The 23,310-nt window shown below is 65.7% G+C and carries 23 protein-coding genes; 17 read left to right on the forward strand and 6 right to left on the reverse strand.

Annotated elements, in window-relative coordinates; all coding sequences use genetic code 11:
- Positions 1-47 precede the first annotated feature (47 nt).
- The 3 genes from hpaB (at position 48) to AL3_RS14255 (ending at position 4,492) form a co-directional block, all read left to right on the forward strand.
- On the forward strand, positions 48-1,502 hold the full coding sequence (gene hpaB, locus AL3_RS14245) for a 4-hydroxyphenylacetate 3-monooxygenase, oxygenase component (RefSeq protein ID WP_083521761.1): 1,455 nt from the start codon (positions 48-50) through the stop codon (positions 1,500-1,502).
- Positions 1,503-1,665: 163 nt separating this feature from the next.
- The gene (locus tag AL3_RS14250) at positions 1,666-3,012 is read left to right on the forward strand and encodes an MFS transporter (protein ID WP_066302248.1); all 1,347 of its coding nucleotides are present in this window, start codon (positions 1,666-1,668) and stop codon (positions 3,010-3,012) included.
- A 262-nt stretch (positions 3,013-3,274) separates the two neighbouring features.
- The gene (locus tag AL3_RS14255) at positions 3,275-4,492 is read left to right on the forward strand and encodes a CynX/NimT family MFS transporter (RefSeq protein WP_066302250.1); all 1,218 of its coding nucleotides are present in this window, start codon (positions 3,275-3,277) and stop codon (positions 4,490-4,492) included.
- A 95-nt stretch (positions 4,493-4,587) separates the two neighbouring features.
- On the opposite strand, the gene AL3_RS14260 is transcribed toward AL3_RS14255, so the two are convergent.
- Together AL3_RS14260 and corA are read right to left on the reverse strand one after the other, a co-directional pair.
- The gene (locus AL3_RS14260) at positions 4,588-5,007 is read right to left on the reverse strand and encodes an META domain-containing protein (protein ID WP_083521762.1); all 420 of its coding nucleotides are present in this window, start codon (positions 5,005-5,007) and stop codon (positions 4,588-4,590) included.
- An 11-nt stretch (positions 5,008-5,018) separates the two neighbouring features.
- Positions 5,019-6,014: a magnesium/cobalt transporter CorA gene (corA, locus tag AL3_RS14265; RefSeq protein ID WP_066302252.1), complete on the reverse strand. Its 996-nt coding sequence runs from the start codon at positions 6,012-6,014 to the stop codon at positions 5,019-5,021.
- Between the two features lie 257 nt (positions 6,015-6,271).
- Here corA and AL3_RS14270 point away from each other — a divergent pair, with 257 nt between their 5' ends.
- The 9 genes from AL3_RS14270 (at position 6,272) to AL3_RS14310 (ending at position 14,714) form a co-directional block, all read left to right on the forward strand.
- Positions 6,272-7,576, forward strand: a complete 1,305-nt coding sequence (locus AL3_RS14270) for an ABC transporter substrate-binding protein (protein WP_066302254.1) — start codon at positions 6,272-6,274, stop codon at positions 7,574-7,576.
- A gap of 39 nt (positions 7,577-7,615) precedes the next feature.
- A complete protein-coding gene (locus tag AL3_RS14275) occupies positions 7,616-8,482 on the forward strand; it encodes a branched-chain amino acid ABC transporter permease (protein WP_066302255.1) in 867 nt (288 codons plus the stop codon).
- Positions 8,479-9,711, forward strand: a complete 1,233-nt coding sequence (locus tag AL3_RS14280) for a branched-chain amino acid ABC transporter permease (protein WP_066302256.1) — start codon at positions 8,479-8,481, stop codon at positions 9,709-9,711. Before AL3_RS14275 ends, AL3_RS14280 begins: the two co-directional genes overlap by 4 nt.
- Entirely contained in the window at positions 9,708-10,439 is a 732-nt protein-coding gene (locus tag AL3_RS14285) for an ABC transporter ATP-binding protein (protein WP_066302261.1), read from the forward strand. The genes AL3_RS14280 and AL3_RS14285 overlap by 4 nt, the downstream gene beginning before the upstream one ends.
- Entirely contained in the window at positions 10,436-11,155 is a 720-nt protein-coding gene (locus AL3_RS14290) for an ABC transporter ATP-binding protein (protein ID WP_066302262.1), read from the forward strand. Before AL3_RS14285 ends, AL3_RS14290 begins: the two co-directional genes overlap by 4 nt.
- A gap of 130 nt (positions 11,156-11,285) precedes the next feature.
- Complete coding sequence (locus AL3_RS14295; RefSeq protein ID WP_246168383.1) at positions 11,286-12,323, forward strand: AraC-like ligand-binding domain-containing protein; 1,038 nt, start codon at positions 11,286-11,288, stop codon at positions 12,321-12,323.
- Positions 12,324-12,348: 25 nt separating this feature from the next.
- Entirely contained in the window at positions 12,349-13,506 is a 1,158-nt protein-coding gene (locus AL3_RS14300) for a zinc-dependent alcohol dehydrogenase (protein ID WP_083521765.1), read from the forward strand.
- The gene (locus tag AL3_RS14305) at positions 13,487-14,302 is read left to right on the forward strand and encodes a MoaF C-terminal domain-containing protein (RefSeq protein ID WP_066302266.1); all 816 of its coding nucleotides are present in this window, start codon (positions 13,487-13,489) and stop codon (positions 14,300-14,302) included. Before AL3_RS14300 ends, AL3_RS14305 begins: the two co-directional genes overlap by 20 nt.
- A 25-nt stretch (positions 14,303-14,327) precedes the next feature.
- Positions 14,328-14,714 carry a nuclear transport factor 2 family protein gene (locus tag AL3_RS14310; RefSeq protein ID WP_066302268.1) on the forward strand — a complete coding sequence of 129 codons (387 nt, stop codon included), beginning with the start codon at positions 14,328-14,330 and terminating at the stop codon, positions 14,712-14,714.
- Between the two features lie 94 nt (positions 14,715-14,808).
- Here the strand turns inward: AL3_RS14310 and AL3_RS14315 are convergent, their stop codons facing one another.
- Positions 14,809-15,786: a DUF5692 family protein gene (locus AL3_RS14315; RefSeq protein WP_066302270.1), complete on the reverse strand. Its 978-nt coding sequence runs from the start codon at positions 15,784-15,786 to the stop codon at positions 14,809-14,811.
- A 115-nt stretch (positions 15,787-15,901) separates the two neighbouring features.
- Between AL3_RS14315 and AL3_RS14320 the strand changes: the two genes are divergently transcribed.
- Positions 15,902-16,528 (forward strand): TetR/AcrR family transcriptional regulator, encoded by a 627-nt coding sequence (locus tag AL3_RS14320; RefSeq protein WP_246168384.1) that lies wholly within the window; start codon positions 15,902-15,904, stop codon positions 16,526-16,528.
- Between the two features lie 53 nt (positions 16,529-16,581).
- On the opposite strand, the gene cynR is transcribed toward AL3_RS14320, so the two are convergent.
- Positions 16,582-17,493 carry a transcriptional regulator CynR gene (gene cynR / locus AL3_RS14325; RefSeq protein WP_066302272.1) on the reverse strand — a complete coding sequence of 304 codons (912 nt, stop codon included), beginning with the start codon at positions 17,491-17,493 and terminating at the stop codon, positions 16,582-16,584.
- Between the two features lie 112 nt (positions 17,494-17,605).
- On the opposite strand from cynR, the gene AL3_RS14330 reads away from it, so the two are divergent.
- The 4 genes from AL3_RS14330 (at position 17,606) to AL3_RS14345 (ending at position 20,754) form a co-directional block, all read left to right on the forward strand.
- Positions 17,606-18,292 carry a carbonic anhydrase gene (locus AL3_RS14330; RefSeq protein WP_066302273.1) on the forward strand — a complete coding sequence of 229 codons (687 nt, stop codon included), beginning with the start codon at positions 17,606-17,608 and terminating at the stop codon, positions 18,290-18,292.
- A 40-nt stretch (positions 18,293-18,332) separates the two neighbouring features.
- Positions 18,333-18,803, forward strand: a complete 471-nt coding sequence (gene cynS / locus AL3_RS14335; RefSeq protein WP_066302274.1) for a cyanase — start codon at positions 18,333-18,335, stop codon at positions 18,801-18,803.
- A gap of 104 nt (positions 18,804-18,907) precedes the next feature.
- On the forward strand, positions 18,908-19,909 hold the full coding sequence (locus AL3_RS14340) for an acetamidase/formamidase family protein (RefSeq protein WP_066302276.1): 1,002 nt from the start codon (positions 18,908-18,910) through the stop codon (positions 19,907-19,909).
- 77 nt (positions 19,910-19,986) lie between these two features.
- On the forward strand, positions 19,987-20,754 hold the full coding sequence (locus AL3_RS14345; protein WP_066302278.1) for an SDR family NAD(P)-dependent oxidoreductase: 768 nt from the start codon (positions 19,987-19,989) through the stop codon (positions 20,752-20,754).
- Between the two features lie 160 nt (positions 20,755-20,914).
- Here AL3_RS14345 and hpaD read toward each other — a convergent pair whose 3' ends face one another.
- Both hpaD and AL3_RS14355 read right to left on the reverse strand, forming a co-directional pair.
- The gene (gene hpaD / locus AL3_RS14350) at positions 20,915-21,991 is read right to left on the reverse strand and encodes a 3,4-dihydroxyphenylacetate 2,3-dioxygenase (protein WP_066302280.1); all 1,077 of its coding nucleotides are present in this window, start codon (positions 21,989-21,991) and stop codon (positions 20,915-20,917) included.
- A gap of 71 nt (positions 21,992-22,062) precedes the next feature.
- Positions 22,063-23,310 (reverse strand): aldehyde dehydrogenase (locus AL3_RS14355; RefSeq protein ID WP_066302282.1); only part of this gene is annotated, 1,248 nt, incomplete at its 5' end.

Consider the following 23,310-nt stretch of genomic DNA (forward strand, 5'->3'; position numbering starts at 1 on the left):
CAAAACAGCCTCAGCGCAGAAGCTACAAACAGAACTGGAGAAAGCCCATGGGCATCCGCACCGGACAGCAGTACCTCGACGCAATCAACGCCATGCGTCCCCACGTTGTGATCGACGGCGAAGTCGTCACCGAGAACATTGCCGAGCACCCGGCCTTCCGCAACAACGCGCGGACCTACGCCAAGCTCTTCGACATGCAGCACGATCCGGCCTACCAGGACCGGCTGACCTACACCTCCCCGTCCACGGGTGACCTGGTGAACTCCTCCTTTATGGTGCCGCGCAGCCTGGAAGACCTGGAAAAGCGCCGCGACGCCATTTCCTGCTGGGCCGAATACTCCAACGGCTTCCTGGGCCGCTCCGGCGACTACATGAACTCCTCGCTGACCGCCCTGGCCACCGCCAAGAAGTTCTTCTCCAAGGCTGATCCGGTTTTCGGTGAGCGCATCGAGGCGTACTACGAGAAGGCCCGCGAGCAGGACCTCCTGGCTACCCACACCCTGATCCCGCCGCAGGTCAACCGTTCCGTCTCCGGCTCCGAGCAGCTCGGCGGCCAGCTGGCTGCGCGCATCACCGAAGAGCGTGAAGACGGCATTGTCATCAACGGTGCCCGTATGCTCGCCACGATCGCCCCGATCGCCGACGAAATCCTGGTCTTCCCCTCCACCGTGCTCCGCGGCACCCCGGAAGACGCTCCGTACTCCTTCGCCTTCGCGCTGCCCAACGACGCCCCCGGCATGCGCTACCTCTGCCGCACCTCGCTGCACAACGGCGGCAGCACGCACGACGAGCCGCTGGCCAGCCGCTTCGAAGAGATGGACGCCGTCGTGGTCTTCGAAGACTGCTTCGTGCCGAACGAGCGCATCTTTATGCTCGGCCACCCGGAACTCTGCAACGCCTGGTACGCCGAGACCGGTGCCGGCCACCTGATGACCCACCAGGTGGTCACCCGCACCATCGCCAAGAGCACCTTCTTCCTGGGCCTGGCCTCGGAGCTGGCCGCATCGATCGGCATCGACGGCTTCCAGCACATCCAGGAGGACATTGCGGAACTGATTGTCGACGTCGAAATCGGCAAGGCGCTCATCCGCGCCGCCGAGGTGGACGGTGAACTGAACGACGAAGGTGTTTACCTGCCGAAGTGGGACACGCTGAACGCCGCCCGCAACTGGTACCCGAAGATCGCGCAGCGCTTCCCGCAGATCATCCGCAAGTTCTCCGCTTCCGGGCTGATGGCTCTGCCGGGTGAGGCTGACGTGAACTCGGATGCCCGCGGCGACATCGAGAAGTACCTGCAGGGTAAAACCCTCACCGGCCCCGAGCGTGTGCGCCTGTTCAAGCTGGCCTACGACGCCTCGATCTCCGGGTTCTCCGGCCGCCAGTCGCTCTACGAGTACTTCTTCTTCGGCGATCCGGTCCGCATGGCCGGCGCCCTGGTCAAGAGCTACGACGCCGGGCCCGCCCGGGCCCGCGTACGTGAATTCCTGACCCGCGAAGACTAGGCACTAACCGGACAAAACCCGGTCCGCGGATCGTTCGCGGGCCGGGTTTTGTCATAAAAAGAAAAAGCTGTGTCGTCCATCACAGTTAACGGTATCTTTGGGCGACTGGTTACCGACCGTTCTTTCAGTTAATACTGTCCAGGCCTTAAACAACGGAGTTTCAATGACTACAAAAAGCGCGTCTGCTGAGCCGTCCCAGCGGATGAGCCGGGAGGAACGCAAGGTACTTGCGGGCACCCTGGTTGGTACCACCATTGAGTGGTACGACTTCTTCATCTACGCCCAGGCTGCCGGCTTTGTCCTGGCCACCCTCTACTTCGCACCGGTAGGTGAGGGCACTGCCCTGGCGCAGATTGTCTCCTTCGCCTCCATCGGCATCAGCTTCCTGTTCCGTCCGCTGGGCGCCATCGTCGCCGGCCACCTGGGCGACAAGCTCGGCCGCAAGCAGATGCTTGTGTTCACCCTCATCATGATGGGTGCCGCCACGGCCTTGATCGGTGTGCTCCCGACCTACGCGCAGATCGGCGTTGCTGCCCCGATCCTGCTGCTGGTCCTGCGTATCCTGCAGGGCTTCTCCGCCGGTGGCGAATGGGGCGGTGCTGCCCTGCTCTCCGTTGAGCACGCACCCGTGAACAAGCGCGGCTTCTTCGGCGCCTACCCGCAGATCGGTGTTCCGGTCGGCATGATCCTGGCGACGTTCGTTATGTTTGTCATCTCCAGCACCCTCAGCGAAGAGGCCTTCCTGGAGTGGGGCTGGCGTATCCCGTTCCTGTTCTCCGTGGTCCTGATCTTCGTGGGCTACTTCATCCGCCGCTCGGTCGATGAGAGCCCGGTTTTCAAGGAGATGCAGCAGCGCAAGAAGGAGTCCTCCGCTCCGCTGGGCCAGCTGTTCAAGTACAACTCCCGCGAAGTTATCCTGGCCGCACTGATCTTCATCGCCAACAACGCTGCCGGTTACCTGGTCATCGCGTTCTTCGCCTCCTACGCAGGCAAGGCCCTGGGCATGGAGCGTCCGGCAGTACTGCTGGCAACCACGGTCGGTTCCTTCGGCTGGCTGATCTTCACCATGTACGGCGGTATGCTCTCCGACAAGATCGGCCGTATCCGCACCTTCCAGATTGGCTATGCCTGGGTGTTCCTGTGGGCTATTCCGATGTTCCTGCTGATCGACACCGCCAACATCTTCCTGTTCGGCCTCTCGATCTTCGTGCTGACCATCGGCCTTGGTCTGTCCTACGGTCCGCAGTCCGCCCTGTACGCCGAAATGTTCCCGGCCCGCGTCCGCTACTCCGGCGTCTCCATCGGCTACGCGCTCGGTGCCATCCTGGGCGGCGCATTTGCGCCCATGATTGCCGAGATGCTGCTGAACGCGACCGGCTGGTCCGGCTCGATCGGCATCTACATCATGGTTCTCTGCGTCATCTCCTTCGTGGCAGTGACCATGGTCAAGGAAACCAAGGGCGCCGATCTTGGCGTCGAGGAGTCCCACCGGGCTCCGAAGGCTGGCTAACCAGTCCGCTTTCTGCCCCCGGTAAAAACCTCACAGTAAAAACGCAGTAAAGAACAGAGGACCGGCCCCTTGGAGCGTCAAGGGGCCGGTCTTCTGTCTGCGGCAAGGGGTCCCGGCCGGGTGTTGGCCGCGGTGGCTGGCCGCAGCCCAACGCCCTGCCGGATTCCAGCGAAGCAACATGATAGACATGGACGTTTAGCCTGCGCTGACGCCAGCGGCGGTTCAGGGTGCGGGCTTTTCCGATGGATGGAAGGACGCAACGATGCTCGGTACCTCCCGGCAAGTACAACGGCAGGAACGCACTGCACGGTTCGGGTTCGCCTTCATCGGCGTCCTGCTGATTGCTGCCAACCTTCGGGGATCGTTCGTCAGCGTTGGCCCGGTCCTGTCAAACATCAGCGCCGACCTGGATCTGAGCACCACCGCAGCCGGGTTCCTGACCGGCCTTCCACTGATCGCGTTTGCGGTCTTCTCACCGATGGCTCCCGGTGTGGCCGCCCGGCTCGGCCTCGACCGGACCATGTGGGTGTCCCTGCTCATCCTCGCCGCAGGCATCGTGCTCCGCTCCCTGCCGGTGCCCGGGTTCATCTGGGCCGGCACCGCAATGATCGGGCTGGCCATCGCCTTCCTCAACGTTCTGGTGCCATCGCTGGTAAAGCGGGACTTTCCCCTCAAGGTCAGCCAGATCACGGGCAAATACACCGCGGTGCAGGCCGGGGTCGCCGCGCTCGGTGCCGCCGTCGTCGTTCCGGTGGCCCAGACCTCCCCGGCGGGATGGCGGCTGGCCCTCGGGATCTGGGTGGGTGTCGCGCTCATCGCGATGGCCGTCCTGCTGCCCTGGCTGCGCCGCGGGCCGTCCGACGCCGGCACCCGGCAGGCGCCCGCAGAAGCGGAGGAAGCCTACCGGTCGCCGTGGGGATCGGCCTTGGGCTGGCAGGTGACGCTCTTTATGGGGCTGCAGTCGGTCGCGTTCTACGTCCTTATGGCCTGGCTGCCCACCATCGAGCAGGATCACGGGGTTTCCGCCACCACAGCCGGCATCCACCTGTCCGTTTTTCTCCTGGTCAACGTCTTCGCCAGCCTCGCCGCCGGAAGCCTGCTGCACCGGGGAACGGATCAGCGGCTCATTTCCTTCGTCAGCGGCGCGCTGATGGTGGTGACGTTCCTCGGACTGGCTGTGGCGCCGGACCTGACACTGCTGTGGGTCCTGCTCGGCTCCATCGGATGCGGCAGCCTCATTGTGATCGCCCTGTCCCTGTTCAGCCTGCGGAGCGTGAACTACCCCCAGGCAGCGTCGCTCTCCGGTATGGCGCAGTCTGTCGGCTACACCCTGGGCGCGATGGGCCCGGTCATGTTCGGCGGTCTGCGGGAGCTGAGGGGGGACTGGACGCTGCCGCTGCTGGCAGCGGCAGCCATCATGGCGGTCCTCGCGGTGACGTGCCTTTTTGCGGGCCGGAACCGGGTCATCAGCGCCGCCTGAGCTGCCGACCGCCGAACCGGCGGCGCGGCCGCCCGGAGCAGCCTGGGGCGCTGCCGCCCTGGGAGCAGCCCGGGGCGCTGCCGCGCAGGAGGGCGCTACCGGGTGAGGGTACCGATTTCCTTACCCGCGCCGTCGTAAATCCGGAGCGTGTCAGCTTCCGGCACGGCGGTGACGGCGCCGCCGAGCCACTGGTCGACGTCGGGGCAGGCCATCATGGTCATGCCCATTTCGGAGAAGTGAACCGTGCCGTCCTCGAACGTCCAGCTGCCCATCAGGCGGTTGCAGCCGTCCGTTCCGCTGATCCGGCCGTCGGAACCGAGGTTCAGGGACGGTTCGCGCATGTTGTCCGGGTTTCCCCAGGTGCCTTCCACACCCTCGGCGGAGGCGGCAGGTGCTTCAGTGGAGGGCTTGGACGACGGCGGTTCCGAACCGGTGGAGCCTGAGCCGGCGTCGGTGGCGCAGGCGGAAAGGCCCAGTGCAAGTGCCAGGGCGAGGATGAGGTAACGGGGACGCATATCGGGGCCTCCTAGAGCCAGTTGTTCCGCTTGAACGCGGCGTAAAGCATGATGCCCAGCACGACCATGAGGCCGAGGGCCATGGGGTAGCCGAGCTCCCAGTTGAGCTCGGGCATGTTCTCGAAGTTCATTCCGTACACCGTGCCCACAAGGGTAGGCGCAAAAAGGATGGCGGCCCAGGCGGAGATTTTCTTGGTCTGCTCATTCTGTGCCACGGAGGTTTCCGCCAGCCGGTTGGACGCCAGGGTGGAGCTCAGCTGCAGGGCGTTGTCCAGCAGGGCACGGTAGGAGGAGATCCGGTCGGTGAGCCGCAGGACGTGGTCCAGCACGTCGCCGAGGTTGTCACGCAGCTCATCCGGCATGCCGTAGCCGCCGGGGTTGCGCTGCAGCTCGCCCACCACGGATTCCAGCGGGGTGATGGCCCGCTGGCAGGCGATCACCTCGCGGGAGAGTTCGTAGATCCGGCGGGAGACTTCAGCATCTCCGCCGAACAGCTCATCCTCTATCTCATCGATGTCGTTCTCCAGGCCGATGGCCACCGGAGCGTATTCGTCCACCACCTGGTCCAGGATCGCGTACAGCACGGCGTGCGGGCCGAGGGCCAGCAGCGCCTCATCCTGTTCCATCCGCTTGCGGACCCGGGCCAGGTCCGGGGATTCCGCGTGCCGCACCGTCACCACGAAGTTCGGTCCCACAAACAGGTGCAGCTCACCTAGTTCCACGCGTTCGACGTCGTCCAGGTAGCGGGCCGGGCGGAGCACCACAAACAGCTGGTCACCATACTGCTCCAGCTTGGAGCGCTGGTGGAGGGCCAGTGCATCTTCAACGCTCAGCAGGTTCAGGCCGAATTCTTCGGCCACGGCCAGCAGCTCCACACTGTCCGGGCGGTACAGCCCGATCCAGGCCATGCCGCCGGTCTCGCGGGTGAGCTCGAAGGTCTCCTCGAGCGTCTGGGGGCTGTGCAGGCGCTGACCGTCCACGTACACCGCGTTGTCGACCAGCGTCACAGTTCCTCCTTGGGGGTGGGACCGGCCAACGCGGGAAATTGCCGGGCCGGATTCCCGGGGTGATAGTTCAAAAAGCTTACTTGGCCTGCACCGGGAAGTCCGATTGTGCGCCTAAAGACAAGTTGCTTTCACTCGCGCACAAGTGGAAGTCCGGGCCCACGGCCATCCTTGGTCTTAGAGTCCACTCGGCCGGCCGGGCACGGACGCACCTGGGGATGAACCGCCGGCACCAGTGCAACAGTACAAAGGGGTACGACATGGCATCACAATGGATCCGGGTTTCACTCGCCGCCTGTTCCGCGCTTGCGCTGGCCTTCAGCGTGAGCGCCTGCGTGCCGGAGGAGGAAGGCGCCAGTAACGCTCAGGGCGGCACCGAGAAGACAGAACTGCAGTGCGGTATGGCCAACGGCGAAGCCGCCTCCGGCGAACCGATTGTGGTGCGGGCCGTCGCGACGGCGTCCGGCGGCGTCGACTTCTCCTCCTCGCCGGTGGCAGCGGCCGCCTACTTCGACTGCGTGAATGAGAATGGCGGGATCAACGGCCGTCCCATCGACTACAAGTTCGAGGACGATGCCCTCGATCCCGGGAAAACGGCCCAGATTGCCTCCGGCTTTGCGGCCAACCCGGACATTGTTGGCCTGGTCGGCGATGCCACGTTCGTGGGCTGCGACGTCGCCAACGCCGAGTACGTGAAGGCGGGCCTCTACTCCATCACCGGGGTGGGTGTGCCCCAGGCCTGCTTCGAGTCCTCCAACATCGCGCCGATTAACACCGGCCCCCGGCTCAGTGCGATCGCCTCCCTGCAGTATCTGGAAGGCGAAGGTTATGCCGACCGCTTCTTCACCGTGGGCCTGAACACCCAGGGCAACGGTGACTGGGTTGCTGCCGGCATCAACGACTATGCGGCTGCCAACGGCATCGAAATTGTCGGCGAGGAACTCAGCGACCCGGCCGAAAGCAACTGGCTGCCCTTGATCCAAAAGCTGAAGGCCTCCGGCGCCACATCGCTGAACATCGCCGATCCGGCTCCGATTGCCGCGTCTATCCTTTCGGCCGCTGAACAGCAGGACGCCCGTGGGGACATGATGTGGACCTGCACCGCCTCCTGCTACGACGCCCAGTTCGGCGAGCAGATCGGCAGCTACTGGGACGGTTTCATCGTGAACTCCGAGCTCCAGTTCGTGGACGCCGACGGCGAGGACAACGAACTGTGGCGCTCAGTCCTGGACGCCTACGCCCCGGATGCCATCCGCGATAGTTTCAGCCAGGCGGGCTTCCTGGCCGCGAAGATCTTCACGGACGCCCTGCTGGAGCTGGATGTGGAGCAGATCAACCGGGAGACCGTCTCCGAAGCAATGGTCGGCGTCACCAACTACTCCTCCGACCTGCTGTGCTCCCCCTGGTACTTCGGCGAGGGGGACGCCCACAATGCCAACCACGCCTCACGGATGGCGATCATCCAGGAGGGCAAGTTCGAGAAGCTCTCCGAGTGCATTGAAATCAACGATCCGGCCCTGGCCCCGATCCTTGAGCAGGAAAAGGCGCTGGGGCTTGCTGACTAGCAGCCGGCTGCCAGGTTACCGGGGAGATGGGCCACTGAGATGATTCTTCCGTTTATCGTCGCCGGGCTTGTCACGGGTGCCCTCTTTGCCCTCTGCGGGGTGGGAATGCTGGTGCTGTACCGCACCACCGGGGTCCTCAACCTGGGCTACGGGGCTCTGGGTGCGATCTCCGCGATGGTGGCCTGGCAGCTGGTGGAGATGCGGCTGCAGCCCGTCCTGGCATACCTCATCGGGGTGCTCTGCGCGACGCTGCTTTCGCTGGCCTTCGGCTGGCTGGCCGGCCCCTACATCGCTTCCGTGCCAACAGTCGTGAAGGCAACATCAACGCTGGGGCTGGCCCTGGTCATTCTGGGAACGATGCTCTTCCTCTGGAATGACAAGGCCCGGACACTCCGCCTCCCAACAGACACCGTGGGCTTCACCGTCTTTGATACCCGGGTGACGCTGACGCAGCTGGTCTGCCTGGGCCTGGCCCTGGCTGTGGTGATCGGCACCTCGCTGTTCCTGCGGACCAGCTCCACCGGCGCGTCAATGCGGGCCCTGGCCAGCGACCGTGAGCTCGCGGCGATGCTCGGGGTGCCGGTCCGCCGGGTGGAGCTCCAGGCCTGGACCGTTTCGGGTGCCCTTGCTGGGCTCTCCGGCATCCTGCTGGCCAGCCAGACCCGGCTGGAACCGGGGTTCCTGACCTTCCTGATCATCCCGATCCTGGCCGCCGTGGTGATCGGCAGGTTCCACTCCCTGGCCGGAACCCTGGCCGGCGGACTGATCGTGGGGGTGATGCAGGCCGTCGCGTCCGCCTACCCGGCCACGGCGTCGTTCAGCAATGCGACGCCGTTTGTGGTGGCCACCATCGTCATCCTTTACCTGCAGCGCAAAAAAGTGGTCAAGATCGAGGTGACGGCATGAGCCGTGAACAGCTGAGCCCCGGGGCAGCAAAACTGCTGACCGGGAGGAACGCCGCGCTGGTGGTCATCATCGGAGCCGTACTGATCGCGGGTCCGTCCCAGGCCGGAGCCTATTGGACCCGGGTACTGACGTCGGTGGCGATCTACGCCATCGTGGCCGCCGGCGTCGCGCTGCTCTATGGCCGCCTTGGCCTGGTTTCCCTGGGCCAGATCTCTTTGGTGGGCGTCGGAGGGTGGCTCACCCTGCGGATTGGGCATGCCACGTCCCTGCCCTTCGAGGTGCTGCTTCTCCTGGCAGCTGTGGGGACCGCCGTCATCGGGGTGCTCGTGGGGCTTCCGGCGCTGCGGCTCTCCGGCCTAAACCTGGCAATTGTCACGCTGATGCTGGCCGGGGCCTTTGAAATCGTTTTCACCTACCTGGGCTTTCCCAATGGCGGAACCGGTTTCCGGGGCCGAGCAGAGGGAGGTGTGCTGCAGCAGCCGCTGCCGCGGCCGGTGCTCGGGGGCGACGACGCCGCCTACTTCCGCTATGTGGTGGTGGCCGCGGTCCTCTGCTTTGCGCTTCTCGCCTGGCACCTTCGCGGGAGGCCGGGCCGTGCGTGGGCTGCGCTGCGGCAGAGCGAGGCAGGTGCCCTGGCCGCCGGGGTGAACACCGTCGGCTACCGGTTGTGGGCGCTCGCCCTGGCGTCGTTCGTCACCGGGCTCGCGGGTGGACTGCTGGCGGGAACCACAGGTTTCCTGGATCCCATTTCGTTCAAGGCCTCGCAGTCCATCCTGTTGTTCGCGACAGTGCTGATCGGGGGAGCGTTCAGCCTCTCCGGCGCCGTGATCGCCGGACTGTTCTTTCAGGGAGTCCCGCCGCTGCTGGACAGCTTCGGGCTCAACGGGAACCTGATCTTCGTGCTGCTGGGGCTGGGAATGATCCAGACCATTGCGACGGCGCCAAAGGGTATCGCCGGCCAGCTCGAGGGCCTGGCGCGGCGGCTTCGCCGAAAACCGGGGCCGGAGCCAGCGTCCTCCGCGGAGCCCGCCGAGCCCGCAGAGCCTGCGGATCCCGCGGAGCCGGCGTCCCCCGCCGAGCCCGCGGCCGGACCGCCGGAACCGCTGCCGTCCCCGCAGGCGGCCCTGGAAACCACCGCCGCACGGGAAGCCGGCAGCACCCCCGGAAAAGCCGGTGCTCCGGAAACCGCCGGCGCTCCGGAACGCGTCAGGAAGGGCCACGCCGAATGAACACGGACAATCAGCTGATCGTGGAGGGCCTTACCGTTCAGTTCGGCGGGGTCAAGCCGCTGAACGATGTCTCGCTGGAGTTCGTCTCCGGTGTCTGCGGCCTGATCGGACCCAACGGAGCCGGCAAAACGACGTTCTTCAACGTCCTGTCCGGTTTTGCGGCACCGGTCAGCGGCCGCGTGCGGGCCGGCGGTGTCGACCTGCTGGGACTCTCCGCCTATAAACGGGCCAAATGGGGCCTCCGGCGGACCTTCCAGCAGGAACAGGTGATTCACACCCTCAGCGGGTGGGAGAACATCCTGGTTGCGTCCGAGCACACCGGCAGCGACCGGGAGTCGGTGGAGAAAGCCATCCGGTTTACCGGTCTCACCGGATTGGCCCGGCCGGGGTCTGAACTGACCATGATGGAACGGAGGCTGGTGGAAATGGCCAAGGCCGTCTGCGGCTCGCCCCGGATCGTGGTCCTGGACGAACCGGCCGCCGGGCTGGACGTTGCCGAGACCCAGTATCTGACGGACCTGATCGCCCGGATCCCCGAAGAGTTCGGTGCCCTGGTGGTGCTGGTTGACCACGACATGGACCTGGTCTCCACCGTGTGCTCCACCACCGCCGTCCTGGACTTCGGCAAACGCATTGCCCTTGGGCCGACCCTGGAGGTGCTGGCATCAGCCGAAGTGAAACGTGCCTACCTTGGCACGGCTGATGTGGAACCGGAGGAGGCCGCATGAGCAGCCCCGATGCCCTGGCCATCTCGGGCCTGACGATCAAACGCGGTGGGCGCCAGGTGGTCCACGGCGTGGACATCACCGCCCAGCCGGGAGTGATCACGTCCCTGCTGGGTCCGAACGGCGCCGGGAAGTCCACCCTGGTGCTGGCGCTCGCCGGCGTGCTCCGGCCGGCGGCGGGAAGCGTGGTCCTGGCCGGAAAGGACATCACCGGCAGGAGCCCCGCGGAGATCCGGGCCGCCGGCCTGGCCACGGTGCCGGAGGGGCACCGGGTGCTGAAGGACCTCACTGTCGCTGACAACCTTCGGGTGGCCTCGCTGCTGTCTCCGGCCGCCGGGCGCCGGGAGGGGCTGGACCGGGTCCACAGCCTGTTCGAGGAGCTCAGCCCATTGGGCTCACGGATGGCAGGGTCCCTCTCCGGCGGGCAGCAGCAGATGCTTGCCATCGCGCAGGCCCTGGTCCATCAGCCGCGGTTCCTGGTCATCGACGAAATGTCCCTGGGCCTGGCCCCCATTGTGGTCCGGCGGCTGATACCCACCCTGCGCAGGATCGCTGAGGACGGGGTGGGAGTGCTGTTGATCGAGCAGTTCACGCAGGTGGCGCTGGGGTTGTCCACCGAGGCCTTTGCGCTGGCCCAGGGGCGGGTGGTCCTGGAAGCACCGTCCGCAGATCTGCTCGCCGAACCCAGGCTGCTGGAGCAGGCCTACCGGCTGCGCTGACCGGGCCTGGACACCCCATGACCCCCGGGATGTGCTCTGGTATGGTCTGGGACTTGAACCGGGACGACGACGTTGTGGTTCTTCACTCTTTCGGAGGTGGTTTTCTGTGGCGGCTTTAGGCATGGAGAAAATGAAATCTGCGACAAAGATAACATCCAGCAATCTCGCTGAATTCCAGGATTCGATTCTCAAGTCCTTTGTTCCGCTCAAAGTCCGCTCCCCGCATCACCTTACTTTCGGCGGGCAGATCAAAACCCGCTCCCTGGGTGAGATAAGCGTTTCCGAGATCTGCGCTGCCGGCCATAACGTCGAACGGACCCAGGCGCTGATCGCGCAGGGGGACATCAACAGCTACAAGGTCAGCCTGCTGCTCTCCGGTGAGCAGGCGGTCTCCCAGGACTCCCGGGAGGCGATTCTGCAGCCCGGAGACATCGCGGTCTATGACACGAGCCGGCCGTACCACCTCTCGCACCGCGAGGACGTCCGGCTGGTGGTTCTGCGGTTTCCCAAGAAACTGCTGGGACTTCCGGAATCCATGGTGCGCCGGTTGACCGCCGTCCGCCTGTCCGGCGACTCCGCAGCGGGGGCATTGATCAGCCCCTTCCTGATCCAGCTGGCCAACAGCATGGACCAGTTGGGCGACGCGGCGGCCAGCCGGCTTTCCTACAGTGCTCTGGACCTGATTACGGCCATGATGAGCAGCGAGCTGGACCTATCCGCTGACACCGTGAACCCCCGGGACGTGCTGCTCGAAAAGATCCGGACCTACATCAAAGGCAATTTGTCCTCGCCGGATCTTTGTCCGGCGGAGATTGCTGCGGCGCATTTCATTTCCGTCCGGCATTTGCACGGTATTTTCCATGAACAGGGCACAACGGTTTCGGCCTGGATCCGCGCCCGCCGCCTGGAAAACTGCCGCCGGGATTTGCGGGATCCGCTGTTCAGCCACGAGTCGGTGACCGAGATTTCTTCGCGCTGGGGATTCCTCGACTCCGCCCATTTCAGTCGGGTTTACAAGGCACGGTTCAGCATTTCGCCGAGCGAAGAGCGGCACACCGCGCTGGGCCGTTCCCCGGGGCTGCCCAGCGCTTCCGGAACGCCCCGGACCAGCAGCGGCCGGTCACTGCACGGACAGACAACTCCTGTGCTGGCTAAATCAATACGTTGAGCTGCCGTTCGCCAATGATGGGGGCATGACCCAACACTCTCTGCCTGCGGCCAGCCGCCAAGTAGTTTTTCCCCGTCCGGGGGAGATGGAACTCGTCAAGACGGAGCTGCCGCCGCCCGGGAAGGATGAGGTGCTTGTCCGTATCCACCGGGTCGGGGTCTGCGCAACGGACCTCCACCTGCTGGCCGGGCATATCGGGGATCCGTTTCCCCTGGTCCCGGGGCACGAATTCGTCGGTGAAGTCGCAGCGCTGGGCGAGGACGCGGCCCGGACGCGCCCACTCGCCGTCGGGGACCGGGTTGCGGTGGAGATGCTGGTTCCCTGCCGGACGTGTGAAAGGTGCCGGGAGGGACGGTACAACCTTTGCGAGCAGGACGATCCGGGGCCCGGAAAGCCCGGCGGCCGGCAGCTGGGCGTCAACATTCCGCAGACGGTGCTGCCGGGGCTGTGGGGCGGTTACTCGGAGTACCTGATGGCACCGGGAGAAGCCATCATCCACGTCCTGCCTGAGGACCTGGACTGGGACATTGCGGCCCTGGTGGAGCCCCTGGCAGTCGCCTACCGCTGCCTGGCCCGGGGCAGGGTGGAGCCCGGAAACCGGGTGGTTGTGATCGGCCCGGGGCCCGTCGGGCTGCTCGCAACAGCCGCGGCGCGGGCCGCCGGTGCCAACGTGATGCTGATCGGAACCCGCGACGAAAGGCTCCGCCACGCGATCGCCTTTGGCGCCTCCGCGGCGGTGAACTCCCGGCTGGAGGATCCGGCAGCGGCAGTGCAGAGCCACTTTGGCGGGCTGGCCGACGTCGTTATTGAGATCGCCGGAGTGCCCGCGGCCCAGCAGCTGGCGGTTTCGCTGGTCCGCCGGGGCGGCCGGGTGGTGCTGGCCGGCGCCTGCGGAAGCAATGCCCCGGTCACCTTCCTCGCTGACGAGGAGCTGCTGACCCGGGAGATCGACATTCTTCCCTCGTTCCTTTCAGCCGGCGGGTACGAACCGTCGGTGGAACTGCTTAGCCGGGGCGGGTTTCCGTTCGCCGACCTGATCAGCCACAGCTTTCCCCTGGAAGACGCCGCGGAAGCCTTCCGGGTGATCGAAGCCCGGGAAGGGAATGTGCTCAAAGTCCTCCTGGATCCAACCTCGATTCCCGTTTCAAACGAAAGGCAAGTCCATGCCCAAGGTCTCTACTGATCGACTCACCGCTGCGCCCGCTGATCAGTGGCGCAGCTACGACGAATTCGCCGCCGGAATCGACACCTACCGGCTGCCGCCGCTGGACCTGGGCGGAACCACGGTGACCGTCGTGCTGGAGGGCGGGCCGGAGCTGTTCCTGGAGTTCCTCGACGGGGAGTCGGTCCGCTGGAACGCCAGCGGGGACCTCGATACCGGCGGGTTTGTGGAGGACCGGTATGACGCCGTCGCGGTCCGGGACGATGTCCACTTCGTGAACCTGCTCTGCGGATTTGCCGACGGCGAGGCGCTGACGGTGGTGTACTCGACCACCTCGCACCGCGCCATGGCGGTGCGGTCACAGATCCAGGGCGAGGCAACCGAGGGCGTTCCGCAGGTCCGGCAGACCTTCTGGGCCGGCACCACGGGCGCTGACGCGGCGGGAGACGTGCCTGGGCCGTCGCGGGATCTCATCGGCCAGCGCAATGTGTACCGGTACAGCCCGTACCACCTCTACGAACACGTGTACCTGTCCTCGGAGCGGTACGCCTGGCAGTGCCTGCAGGGGGTGCAGCGGGGCCACGGGGACGTGGACCTGTCCACGGTGTGGAAGTTCGAGGACGGCCTGTACCTGTTCTGTTTCCGCGAATTCAAAATTGCTGTCGCCAGCGTCTGGGTGCATGACCTGGGCTATGACCTGCGGACCACCGGCATCTTCCTGGGCCTGAACGGCCAGGGCCAATCCGAGCATTCACGCGCCGGCGGGCACATTTACCCGCTGGGCTCGGTCCGGTACCCCGATGTGCAGCCGATCTAGGGAACTCCAGGAAGGGAGACAGGCCATGAGCAGGAACAAGGATGTTATCGATGCCCACTATGCGGCGTCGGACCGCGGCGACCTCGCCGGTATGGTTGCGGACTTCGCCCCGGATATCCGGTGGACGGAGGCTGCGGGTTTTCCGCTGGCAGGCACCTTCACCGGGCCGGACGCGGTGATCGAGCAGGTATTCAAGAAGCTGCCCGAGACGTGGGCCGACTGGTCCGTCTCGATTGACGAGGTCCTCGACGCCGGCAACACCGTCATCGGCGTGGGCACGTACTCCGGGGTGAACCGGGTTACCGGCCGGGACTTCACCGCCAGGGTCGCGCACCTGTGGCGGCTGGACGCCGGAAAGGTGGTTGCGTTCGAACAGATTCCGGATTCCGCAGTGGTCCGGGAGGCCATGTAATCACCTGCGGATGCGCCGTGGCCGAGCACATGAGCTCGACCACGGCGTGTGGTGTTCGATGCGCCTCCGGCCGGGGCCGGAGGCATGCAACGGGCTAGACGGTGACCGCTCGGCCCGACTCCGGGGACCCCGGCAGGACAGTCGAGGACGCGCCCGGAAGATTCGCGTCGCGCACCTCCCGATACGGGCGCAGGTGGGTGTACAGCTCGTCGCGCAGCGGGTTGCGGTGCCGCTTGACGATGGTGAATACCTGGTAGACCGCTACCGCGATGTTGGCAGCCAGCGAGATGGCCGAGACGACGAACAGTGCGGTCGGGTTGTGGGAGGACTCGACGGCGAACGGTGAGGTGCTCACGAAAGTCGGGACCGCCATGGTGAACATCATCCACAGCGCCAGCGTGTGGGCGCGGTGCTGCAGCCAGGCGCCCTTCTTGAGGAAGAACGCGGGGATGGTGCAGGAGATGAGCAAGGCCGCTCCGGCGTAGAACGAGTGGTCGCCGACGCAGTTGTAGACATAGGCGAAGTTCCACAGGTCGTAGGCGATGATCCAGAACCACATCATGTCCGGCCAGATCATGTCCTTGGACTTGTCACGGGAGACGATGATGCCCGTCCAGCCGCAGATGGTGAGCAGGTTCAGGATGCCGGCGATGGCGTTCATGTAGTTCCACGGACCGCCGACCATAAAGACGCCGTCGTGCATGCCCTGCAGGCCAGCCACCTCAAAGTCGCGGATGACAGCTTCGGCGATGTTGATCGCCAGGATCAGCGCAGGGAACATCAGCATCCAGCGGTTCTTCGCCAGGCGCGGGACGTAGCGGATGAGCATAAAGCCCAGGCACCCGAGGAGCGCCGAGTACACCTTCACCCAGTGGAACCAGGTGCCTGTGGACGACCCTTCTCCGGCCGTCGAGGGCCACACGAACACGGTCAGGAGGATGGGCAGTGCCACGAAGAAGGCCAGACCGGCCCACTTCCAGCGTCGCGTCACCTCGTTGAGTGCGATGAGGGCAACCAGGACGACGACGAACATCGCCCAGGAGTACCAGGGAATGGATTCGAACAAGAACATCTTGGGGGACCTCTCCTTAGCGGCCCGCGGCATGCGTGCCGTCTGATTCCACGGTAGAAAAGGCCCGGATGATGGGTCATTAGACATCTGGGGCGATGTGTCCAAATGAGGCCCGGTGGTACGGTCGGGCATGACCGGTGAGGGCTCCGAGGCGCAGCGTCATACGGATGCACGGGCGGCCCTGGTAGCCGCGCTCAAGGTCAGGCTTCGCACCCAGCCCCTCGATAAGGTGACGGTCACGCAGCTCACGCGCGACTGCGGTGTGACGCGGCAGGCGTTCTATTACCACTTCCCCGATGTGCGGCACCTCGCCGCATGGGTCTTTGAGACCGAGGTAGCCCGGCAGGTCCGCGCCTTTGCCGCTGAAGTGGGGTGGGCCGACGGGCTGGTTCGGTTGATGCTGTACATGCGCCAGAACCGCTCAGCGACGCTGGGGGTGCTCAACGGGGTGGGCCAGCCGGGGCTTGAACGTTTCCTGTTCCGGCAGATGCGGCCCGTCACCGAGGCCGTGATGGAACAGGACGGCGGGGGACCGGCCCGCCCGCAGGACCGCGTGATGGTGGTCGACTTCTACACCTCTGCCGTGCTTGCCGTGGTGCTGCGATGGGTTGCGGACGGCATGGCCGAACACCCGTACCGCTTGGTTGGCGATCTGGAGATCATGCTGCACGGCGCCGTGCGGGAGTCCGTCCGCCGGCTCGACGCACGTGCCGCGCCGCCGGGCAGAAATCGGCCGCAGTGAGCGTGCTCAGTGCCCGGCGTGAAGCCGGCCGGAGGAGGCGGCGGGGAACGCCCCTAGGGTGAGGCCAGGGAACCGCCGGACCCATCAGATGACTGGCTCCAGGCCAGTGCCAGCTCACCAAAAGCGCGGCTGGCCGCACTCTGGTAGGCGCCCTCCCGCCGGAGCAGGGCAGCAGTGCGGTGCGGTATGACCGGTGACAGTTCCACCAGATGAAGCCCCGCCTGCGTCCGGGTAATACCTTCGGGCAGCAGGGCGGCAAGCTGGCCCCGGCGGATAATTTCCACGATTGCGCTGATGGAATCCGCCTCGATCACTATGCGGGGAGCAATGCCGTGGTCCCGGAAATACGCGTCGAGATGCCGCCGGGTGGCAAAGTCACTGCTGAGCAGCACCAGACGCTCCTGTTCCACCTCATGCAGGGCCATGGGCGCAGCCGTACCGGCGCGGCGGTGGTGGCTTCCCACCACCAGTCCGAGAGTTTCCACAAACAGGGCCTCCGCCTCAATCCCGGAAGAATGTGCCGGGGCAAACGCGATGCCCAGATCCAGGGCATCCGCGGCCAGCGCTGCCTCGATGCGGTCCTGGGTCATTTCCTGCACGCTCAGGGTGATCCCGGGGTGGCGGACATTGAAGCGCTCAATCAGCGGGCCAATCAGGTAGGCGGTGAACGTGGGCGTCACCGCCAGGCGCAGGGAACCGCGGCTCAGGTCCTGCACATCGTGCACTGCCCGGGTTCCGGCGTCGAGCTCCTGCAGTGCGCGCCGGGCGTAGACCAGGAAGTTTTCACCGGCGTCCGTCAGCCGCACGGTTCTCCCGGACCTGTCCAGCAGCTGGACGTTCAGCTGCTTTTCCAGTTGTTTGATCTGCTGGGAGAGCGTGGGCTGCGAAACGCGCAGGGCTTCCGCAGCCCGGGTGAAGTTCTCATACTCCACCACCGCGGTGAGGTAACGGATCTGCTGCAGCATTCCATCTCCAACTATAGGTTTTTTCTATTGAAACCATCGTAAGTGATTCTTGGACACTATCGCTGATTTCAGTCAGTCTTGAGGTGTTCGACAATCAACAAGGAGACGGCCCATGCAAGAGATCATCGACGGCGTTCTGAAATTCCAGAGGGAAGCTTTCCCCCAGCGCTCAGGGCTCTTCAAAGAACTGTCCACTGCGCAGAAACCCAAGGCCCTGTTCATTGCCTGCTCCGACAGCCGGGTTGTTCCGGAGCTGCTGACCCAGCAGGAACCCGGCGACCTGTTTGTGATCCGCAACGCCGGAAATATTGTTCCCGCCAACGGCCCTCAGCCCGGCGGCGTCACGGCCAGCGTGGAATATGCGGTCTCCGTTCTGGGGGTCACAGACATCATTATCTGCGGCCATTCCGACTGCGGCGCCATGACTGCCATCGCCTCCGACGCCGATATGGGACATCTGCCGGCCGTAGCCGGCTGGTTGGCCCACGCCGATGCCGCCAAGGCTGTTAACGCGGCCCGCACCCATGCGTCAGACAGCGAACGGCTGGACGGAATGGTCCGCGGGAACGTCCTGGCCCAGCTGAACAACATCAAGACCCACCCCTCGGTGTCCCTGGCGCTGGATCAGCACCGGGTCACCCTTCACGGCTGGGTCTATGACATTGAAACCGGCTCCATCGACACGCTGGACGGTGCCAGCGGAAACTTTGTTTCCCTGGCCCAAAACCCCGGCGCCAGCGCCACCGCCGGCGCCGCCCAGAGCAGCGCCGCACCGGCCACCACCGCACCGGCCGCCTGATTTTCCCCTCACACCCCACAAAGAAAAGGAAGAACACCCCATGATTCACTCCCAGAACAGCCAGGGCCCGCGCGAAGAGCTGACCGCCGCCATCGTGGATGCCAAGATGCGCACGAACCTCAGCTGGCAGGACCTGGCCGACGGTACAGGCCTCAGCCTTGCCTTTGTCACCGCCGCTTTGCTGGGCCAGCACGCGCTGCCCAAGGAAGCCGCGGACATCGTGTCCGAGAAGCTGGGGCTCGATGCGGATGCCAGCATGATCCTGCAGACCATCCCCCTGCGCGGCAGCATCCCCGGCGGAGTCCCCACGGACCCCACTATCTACCGCTTCTACGAAATGGTGCAGATCTACGGATCCACGCTGAAGGCCCTGGTGCACGAGCAGTTCGGTGACGGCATCATCAGCGCCATCAACTTCAAGCTGGACATCAAGAAGGTTGAAGACCCCGACGGCGGTTCACGCGCCGTGATCACCCTGGACGGAAAGTACCTCCCGACCAAGCCGTTCTAACCCAGCGGTTCCACCTCTGCGCCGCCCCATCTGTATGTTTGGCCGGTTGTCCGCCTCCCGGACCGCCTGTTGCCGGTCCGGGAATCGGTCTATAGCATCCGGCCATGGATTCAGTTGACTACCATCCGCGCCGGGACCAGCTTGTGTATACCTTCGGGGGAGCTGCACCTGTGCTGCGGGTCAAACCCGGAACCGCGCTGAACTTGTGGTCAGAGGACGCGTTCAACAATGCACTGACCTCGGTGGATGATATGTCCGCCGAGAAGGTGGACCTGAATTTCGTCAATCCGCAGACCGGCCCGTTTTATGTAGAAGGCGCGGAGCCGGGGGACACGCTCGTCCTGCATATCGCGGCCCTGCGTCCGGCCCGGGATTACGGAGCGTCGGCGACCATTCCGTTCTTCGGCGGGCTGACCGGCACAGACCGCACCGCCCTGCTGCAGGATCCGCTGCCGGACAAGACCTGGATCTACCAGGTGGACACCGCCCGCCAGACGGTCGGCTTTTCGGCCCGGTACGGGGACTTCGAGCTGGCGCTCCCGCTGGAGCCCATGCTCGGCACCGTGGGGGTGGCTCCGCCTGGCGGGGAGGTCCGTTCCTCGCTGGTGCCGGAACGGTTCGGCGGCAACATGGACGCTCCGGATGTCAAAGCCGGGACCACCGTCTACCTCGGGATCAACCAGCCCGGCGCGCTCTTCTCCCTTGGCGACGGCCACTACCGGCAGGGCGAGGGCGAGGCCTGCGGCACCGCCGTGGAAGGGGCCATGCACTCCACGATCATTGTGGAACTGGTGAAGGGCGGCGCCCCCGCCTGGCCGAGGCTGGAGACCGACGGCGCCTGGATGGCCGTCGGATCCTCCCGGCCGATGGAGGACTCCTGGCGGATCGGGCAGGTGGAGATGGTCCGCTGGCTGGGGGAGCTTTATGGCCTGCACCAGATGGACGCCTATCAGCTGCTCACCCAGACGGCGCTGGCGCCCATCGCCAATGCCGTTGACGCGAACTACTCCGTGGTGGTGAAGGCGCCCAAGGCACTCTTTCCCGCAGCGTCCGCCTACGACGGCATCCACGACGAGCTCCGCCGCCGCAGCGCAGAACTTCTCTAACACCGGACACTCCGGCGGGCTGCACCAGCCCGCCGGGCCTGAACCCAAGCGGCCCTCGGGCCTGAACCGGAGGAATCATGGACCTGCAGTTGAACGGCAAGACGGCGCTGGTCACCGGGGGAACCCGCGGCATTGGCCGGGCCATTGTGGAGGCGTTCGCCGCGGAGGGAGCGAACGTTGCCTTCTGCGCCCGGGACGCGGAGGAGATCGCCGCCACCGAGGCGGCCCTGGCCGAGGCCGGCACCGGGGTCAAGGTTGAGGGCACTGTCCTGGACGTGGGCGACGGCGACGCCGTGGCTGCCTGGGTGGAAGCCGTTGCCGGCCGCTTCGGCGGGCTGGATGCCGTGGTCAGCAACGTCAGCGCCCTGGCCATCCCGGACACACCGGAGTCCTGGGAGGCGAGTCTCCGGGTGGATCTGATGGGCACAGTTCGCCTGATGCAGGCGGCGGTCCCGCACGTGGGCCGCAGCGAGTCGCCGTCGCTGGTGGCCATTTCCAGTGTCTCGGGGCGCGAGGTGGACTTTGCCTCCGGCCCGTACGGCACGGTGAAGTCCGCGCTGATCGGCTACATGGCCGGGCTGGCGTTCCAGCTCGCCGACACCGGGATCCGGGCCAACACCGTCTCGCCGGGTAACACCTATTTCGACGGCGGGGTGTGGCAGGGACTCGAAGTGGGGGCCCCGGACATGTTCGCTTCGTCCCTGGCACTGAACCCCACCGGACGGATGGGAACACCGCAGGAGGTGGCCGACGTCGTCGTTTTCGTCTCCAGTCCGCGCGCGTCGCGGATGACCGGAGCGAACGTGCTGGTGGACGGCGGGCTGTCCCGCGGGATCCAGTTCTGAGGCTGGCCGCCGGCCCCCGCGCTGCCAGTTTGGGACATCGCTGCCACCGCGGACCGGAGCGAAATCCCAAACCGGCAGCAGAAGCACGGGAGGGACGCCAGCCGGAAATCCAGCCGCCGTCCCTCCCGCCGTCGTGCTCCGGCTGTTTGTCCGCGCGGAACTAGAGCTGCGAGCCGACCTTGAAGTCGGTCTCGTCGCCGCGGGTGTAGGAGAAGCCGTCAGCGCCGATGGTCACTTCCATTTCGGAGGAGTCGGTGCGGGCCACCACCTGCTGCGGGTTGCCGTCCAGGTCCAGGACCAGGGAGGCCTCGGTGTACCAGGACGGGACCACGGGGTTGCCCCACCAGTCGCGGCGCTGGTTGTCGTGCACGTCCCAGGTGACGGTGGGGTTGTCCGGGTCGCCGGTGTAGTAATCCTGCGTGTAGATCTCGATGCGGTGGTCATCCGGATCCAGGATGTACAGGTAGAACGCGTTGGAGACGCCGTGGCGGCCGGGGCCGCGCTCGATCCGGTCGGAGATGCGCAGGGCGCCCATCTTGTCGCAGATCTGGATGATGTTGTGCTTCTCGTGCGTCGCGAAGGCAACGTGGTGCATGCGCGGGCCGTCGCCGCCGGTGAGGGCGGTGTCATGCACGGTGTCCTTGCGGTGCATCCAGGCGGCGTAGGTGACGCCGTCGGAGTCCTTGATGTCCTCGGAGACGCGGAAGCCGAGGTCCTCGAGGTAGCCGCGGCCGCGGGGAACGTCGGGGGTGACCTGGTTGAAGTGGTCCAGGCGGACCAGCTCGCCGGCGGAGTACAGGTCGTAGCGCTGGGTCAGGCGTTCCACGTGATCGACTGCGTAGAAGAACTCGTACGGGAAGCCCAGCGGATCCTCCACTCGGACGGAGTCGCCTACACCCTTGGTGAAGCCTTCGGCCCGGCGCTCGGTGCGGCAGCCCAGTTCCTTGTAGTACGCCTCGGCGACGTCCACGTCTTCCGGGGTGCGCACGCGGTAGGCAAAGGAGGCGACGGCGGCGACCGGTCCCTTGCGCAGCACCAGGTTGTGGTGGATGAACTCCTCGAGGGAACGCAGGTAGATCGCGTTCTCATCCTCTTCGGTGACGTGCAGGCCCAGGACGTCCACGTAGAACTCGCGGGACCTGGCCAGGTCGGTGACCACCAGTTCCATGTAGGCGCAGCGGACGATGTCCGGCGGAGCGATGGACGGCGTGGGGATCGGGTTGGGGTTGGCGTTCATGGTTTCTCCTTACGGGGCCGGTCTGCTCTGACCGGGTCCTGTCTGTGGCTGATTAAGCGTCTGTGGGCTGGTTAGGCGCCGAATTTGGGGGTGTGGACGGTTCCGAGGGTGATGTGGACGGCCTGCTGGTCGGTGTAGAAGTCGATCGAGCGGTAGCCGCCTTCGTGGCCGAGGCCGGAGGCCTTCACGCCGCCGAACGGGGTGCGCAGGTCGCGGACGTTGTGGCTGTTCAGCCACACCATGCCGGCCTCGGTGTCCTGCGCGAAGTTGTGCGCGCGGGTCAGATCCTGGGTCCAGATGTAGGCGGCCAGGCCGTACTTGGTGTTGTTGGCCAGTTCCAGGGCCTCGGCGTCGGTGTCGAACGGGGTGATCGCGACGACGGGGCCGAAGATCTCCTCCTGGAAGATCCGCGCGTCCGGCTTCACATCGGCGAAGACGGTGGGAGCAATGTAGTTGCCCTCTTCCAGGCCTTCGGGGCGGCCGCCGCCGGCCAGCAGGCGGCCTTCGGTCTTGCCGATCTCCACGTAGGAGGCGACCTTGTTGTAGTGCTCGGGGTGCACCAGCGCGCCGACCTGGGTCTTCGGATCGTGCGGGTCTCCGACCACGATGTTCTTGGCGCGGGCGGCGTAGCGCTCGCAGAACTCGTCGTACACCGGGCGCTCGACCAGGATGCGGGATCCGGCGGTGCAGCGCTCGCCGTTGAGGGAGAAGACGCCGAACAGGGCGGAGTCGATCGCGGCGTCGAGGTCCGCGTCCGCGAAGATCACGCACGGGCTCTTGCCGCCGAGCTCCATGGACAGGCCCTTCAGGTTCTCCGCCGCGTTGCGGAAGATGGTCTGGCCGGTGGTGGTTTCGCCGGTGAAGGAGATCAGCGGAACGTCCGGGTGCTTCACCAGCGCGTCGCCGGCTTCCTCGCCCAGGCCGTTGACCAGGTTGAACACACCGGCCGGCACACCGGCTTCGGTGAAGATGTCCGCCCACAGGGAGGCGGAGAGCGGGGTGAACTCGGCCGGCTTGAGCACCACGGTGTTGCCGGTGGCCAGGGCCGGGGCGAGCTTCCAGGACTCGAGCATAAACGGCGTGTTCCACGGGGTGATCAGGCCGGCGACGCCGATCGGCTTGCGGTTCACGTAGTTGATCTGGCTGCCGGGGACCTTCATCGCGTCGTCGAACTGGGCGACGATCAGGTCCGCGAAGAAGCGGAAGTTCTCTGCAGCGCGCAGGGCCTGGCCCTTGGCCTGGGTGATCGGCAGGCCAGTGTCGAAGGTTTCCATCTCCGCCAGGCGGGCTTCCTGGGACTCGACGGCGTCGGCGATCTT

This window comes from Arthrobacter luteolus NBRC 107841, assembly GCF_001552075.1.
Taxonomy (GTDB): domain Bacteria; phylum Actinomycetota; class Actinomycetes; order Actinomycetales; family Micrococcaceae; genus Arthrobacter_B; species Arthrobacter_B luteolus.

Coding starts and splice junctions, on each gene's coding strand:
- hpaB (WP_083521761.1), top strand. CDS start 48: ATGGGCATCCGCACCGGACAGCAGTACCTCGACGCAATCAACGCCATG.
- AL3_RS14250 (WP_066302248.1), top strand. CDS start 1,666: ATGACTACAAAAAGCGCGTCTGCTGAGCCGTCCCAGCGGATGAGCCGG.
- AL3_RS14255 (WP_066302250.1), top strand. CDS start 3,275: ATGCTCGGTACCTCCCGGCAAGTACAACGGCAGGAACGCACTGCACGG.
- AL3_RS14260 (WP_083521762.1), bottom strand. CDS start 5,007: ATGCGTCCCCGTTACCTCATCCTCGCCCTGGCACTTGCACTGGGCCTT.
- AL3_RS14270 (WP_066302254.1), top strand. CDS start 6,272: ATGGCATCACAATGGATCCGGGTTTCACTCGCCGCCTGTTCCGCGCTT.
- AL3_RS14275 (WP_066302255.1), top strand. CDS start 7,616: ATGATTCTTCCGTTTATCGTCGCCGGGCTTGTCACGGGTGCCCTCTTT.
- AL3_RS14280 (WP_066302256.1), top strand. CDS start 8,479: ATGAGCCGTGAACAGCTGAGCCCCGGGGCAGCAAAACTGCTGACCGGG.
- AL3_RS14285 (WP_066302261.1), top strand. CDS start 9,708: ATGAACACGGACAATCAGCTGATCGTGGAGGGCCTTACCGTTCAGTTC.
- AL3_RS14290 (WP_066302262.1), top strand. CDS start 10,436: ATGAGCAGCCCCGATGCCCTGGCCATCTCGGGCCTGACGATCAAACGC.
- AL3_RS14295 (WP_246168383.1), top strand. CDS start 11,286: ATGAAATCTGCGACAAAGATAACATCCAGCAATCTCGCTGAATTCCAG.
- AL3_RS14300 (WP_083521765.1), top strand. CDS start 12,349: ATGACCCAACACTCTCTGCCTGCGGCCAGCCGCCAAGTAGTTTTTCCC.
- AL3_RS14305 (WP_066302266.1), top strand. CDS start 13,487: ATGCCCAAGGTCTCTACTGATCGACTCACCGCTGCGCCCGCTGATCAG.
- AL3_RS14310 (WP_066302268.1), top strand. CDS start 14,328: ATGAGCAGGAACAAGGATGTTATCGATGCCCACTATGCGGCGTCGGAC.
- AL3_RS14315 (WP_066302270.1), bottom strand. CDS start 15,786: ATGTTCTTGTTCGAATCCATTCCCTGGTACTCCTGGGCGATGTTCGTC.
- cynR (WP_066302272.1), bottom strand. CDS start 17,493: ATGCTGCAGCAGATCCGTTACCTCACCGCGGTGGTGGAGTATGAGAAC.
- AL3_RS14330 (WP_066302273.1), top strand. CDS start 17,606: ATGCAAGAGATCATCGACGGCGTTCTGAAATTCCAGAGGGAAGCTTTC.
- cynS (WP_066302274.1), top strand. CDS start 18,333: ATGATTCACTCCCAGAACAGCCAGGGCCCGCGCGAAGAGCTGACCGCC.
- AL3_RS14340 (WP_066302276.1), top strand. CDS start 18,908: ATGGATTCAGTTGACTACCATCCGCGCCGGGACCAGCTTGTGTATACC.
- AL3_RS14345 (WP_066302278.1), top strand. CDS start 19,987: ATGGACCTGCAGTTGAACGGCAAGACGGCGCTGGTCACCGGGGGAACC.
- hpaD (WP_066302280.1), bottom strand. CDS start 21,991: ATGAACGCCAACCCCAACCCGATCCCCACGCCGTCCATCGCTCCGCCG.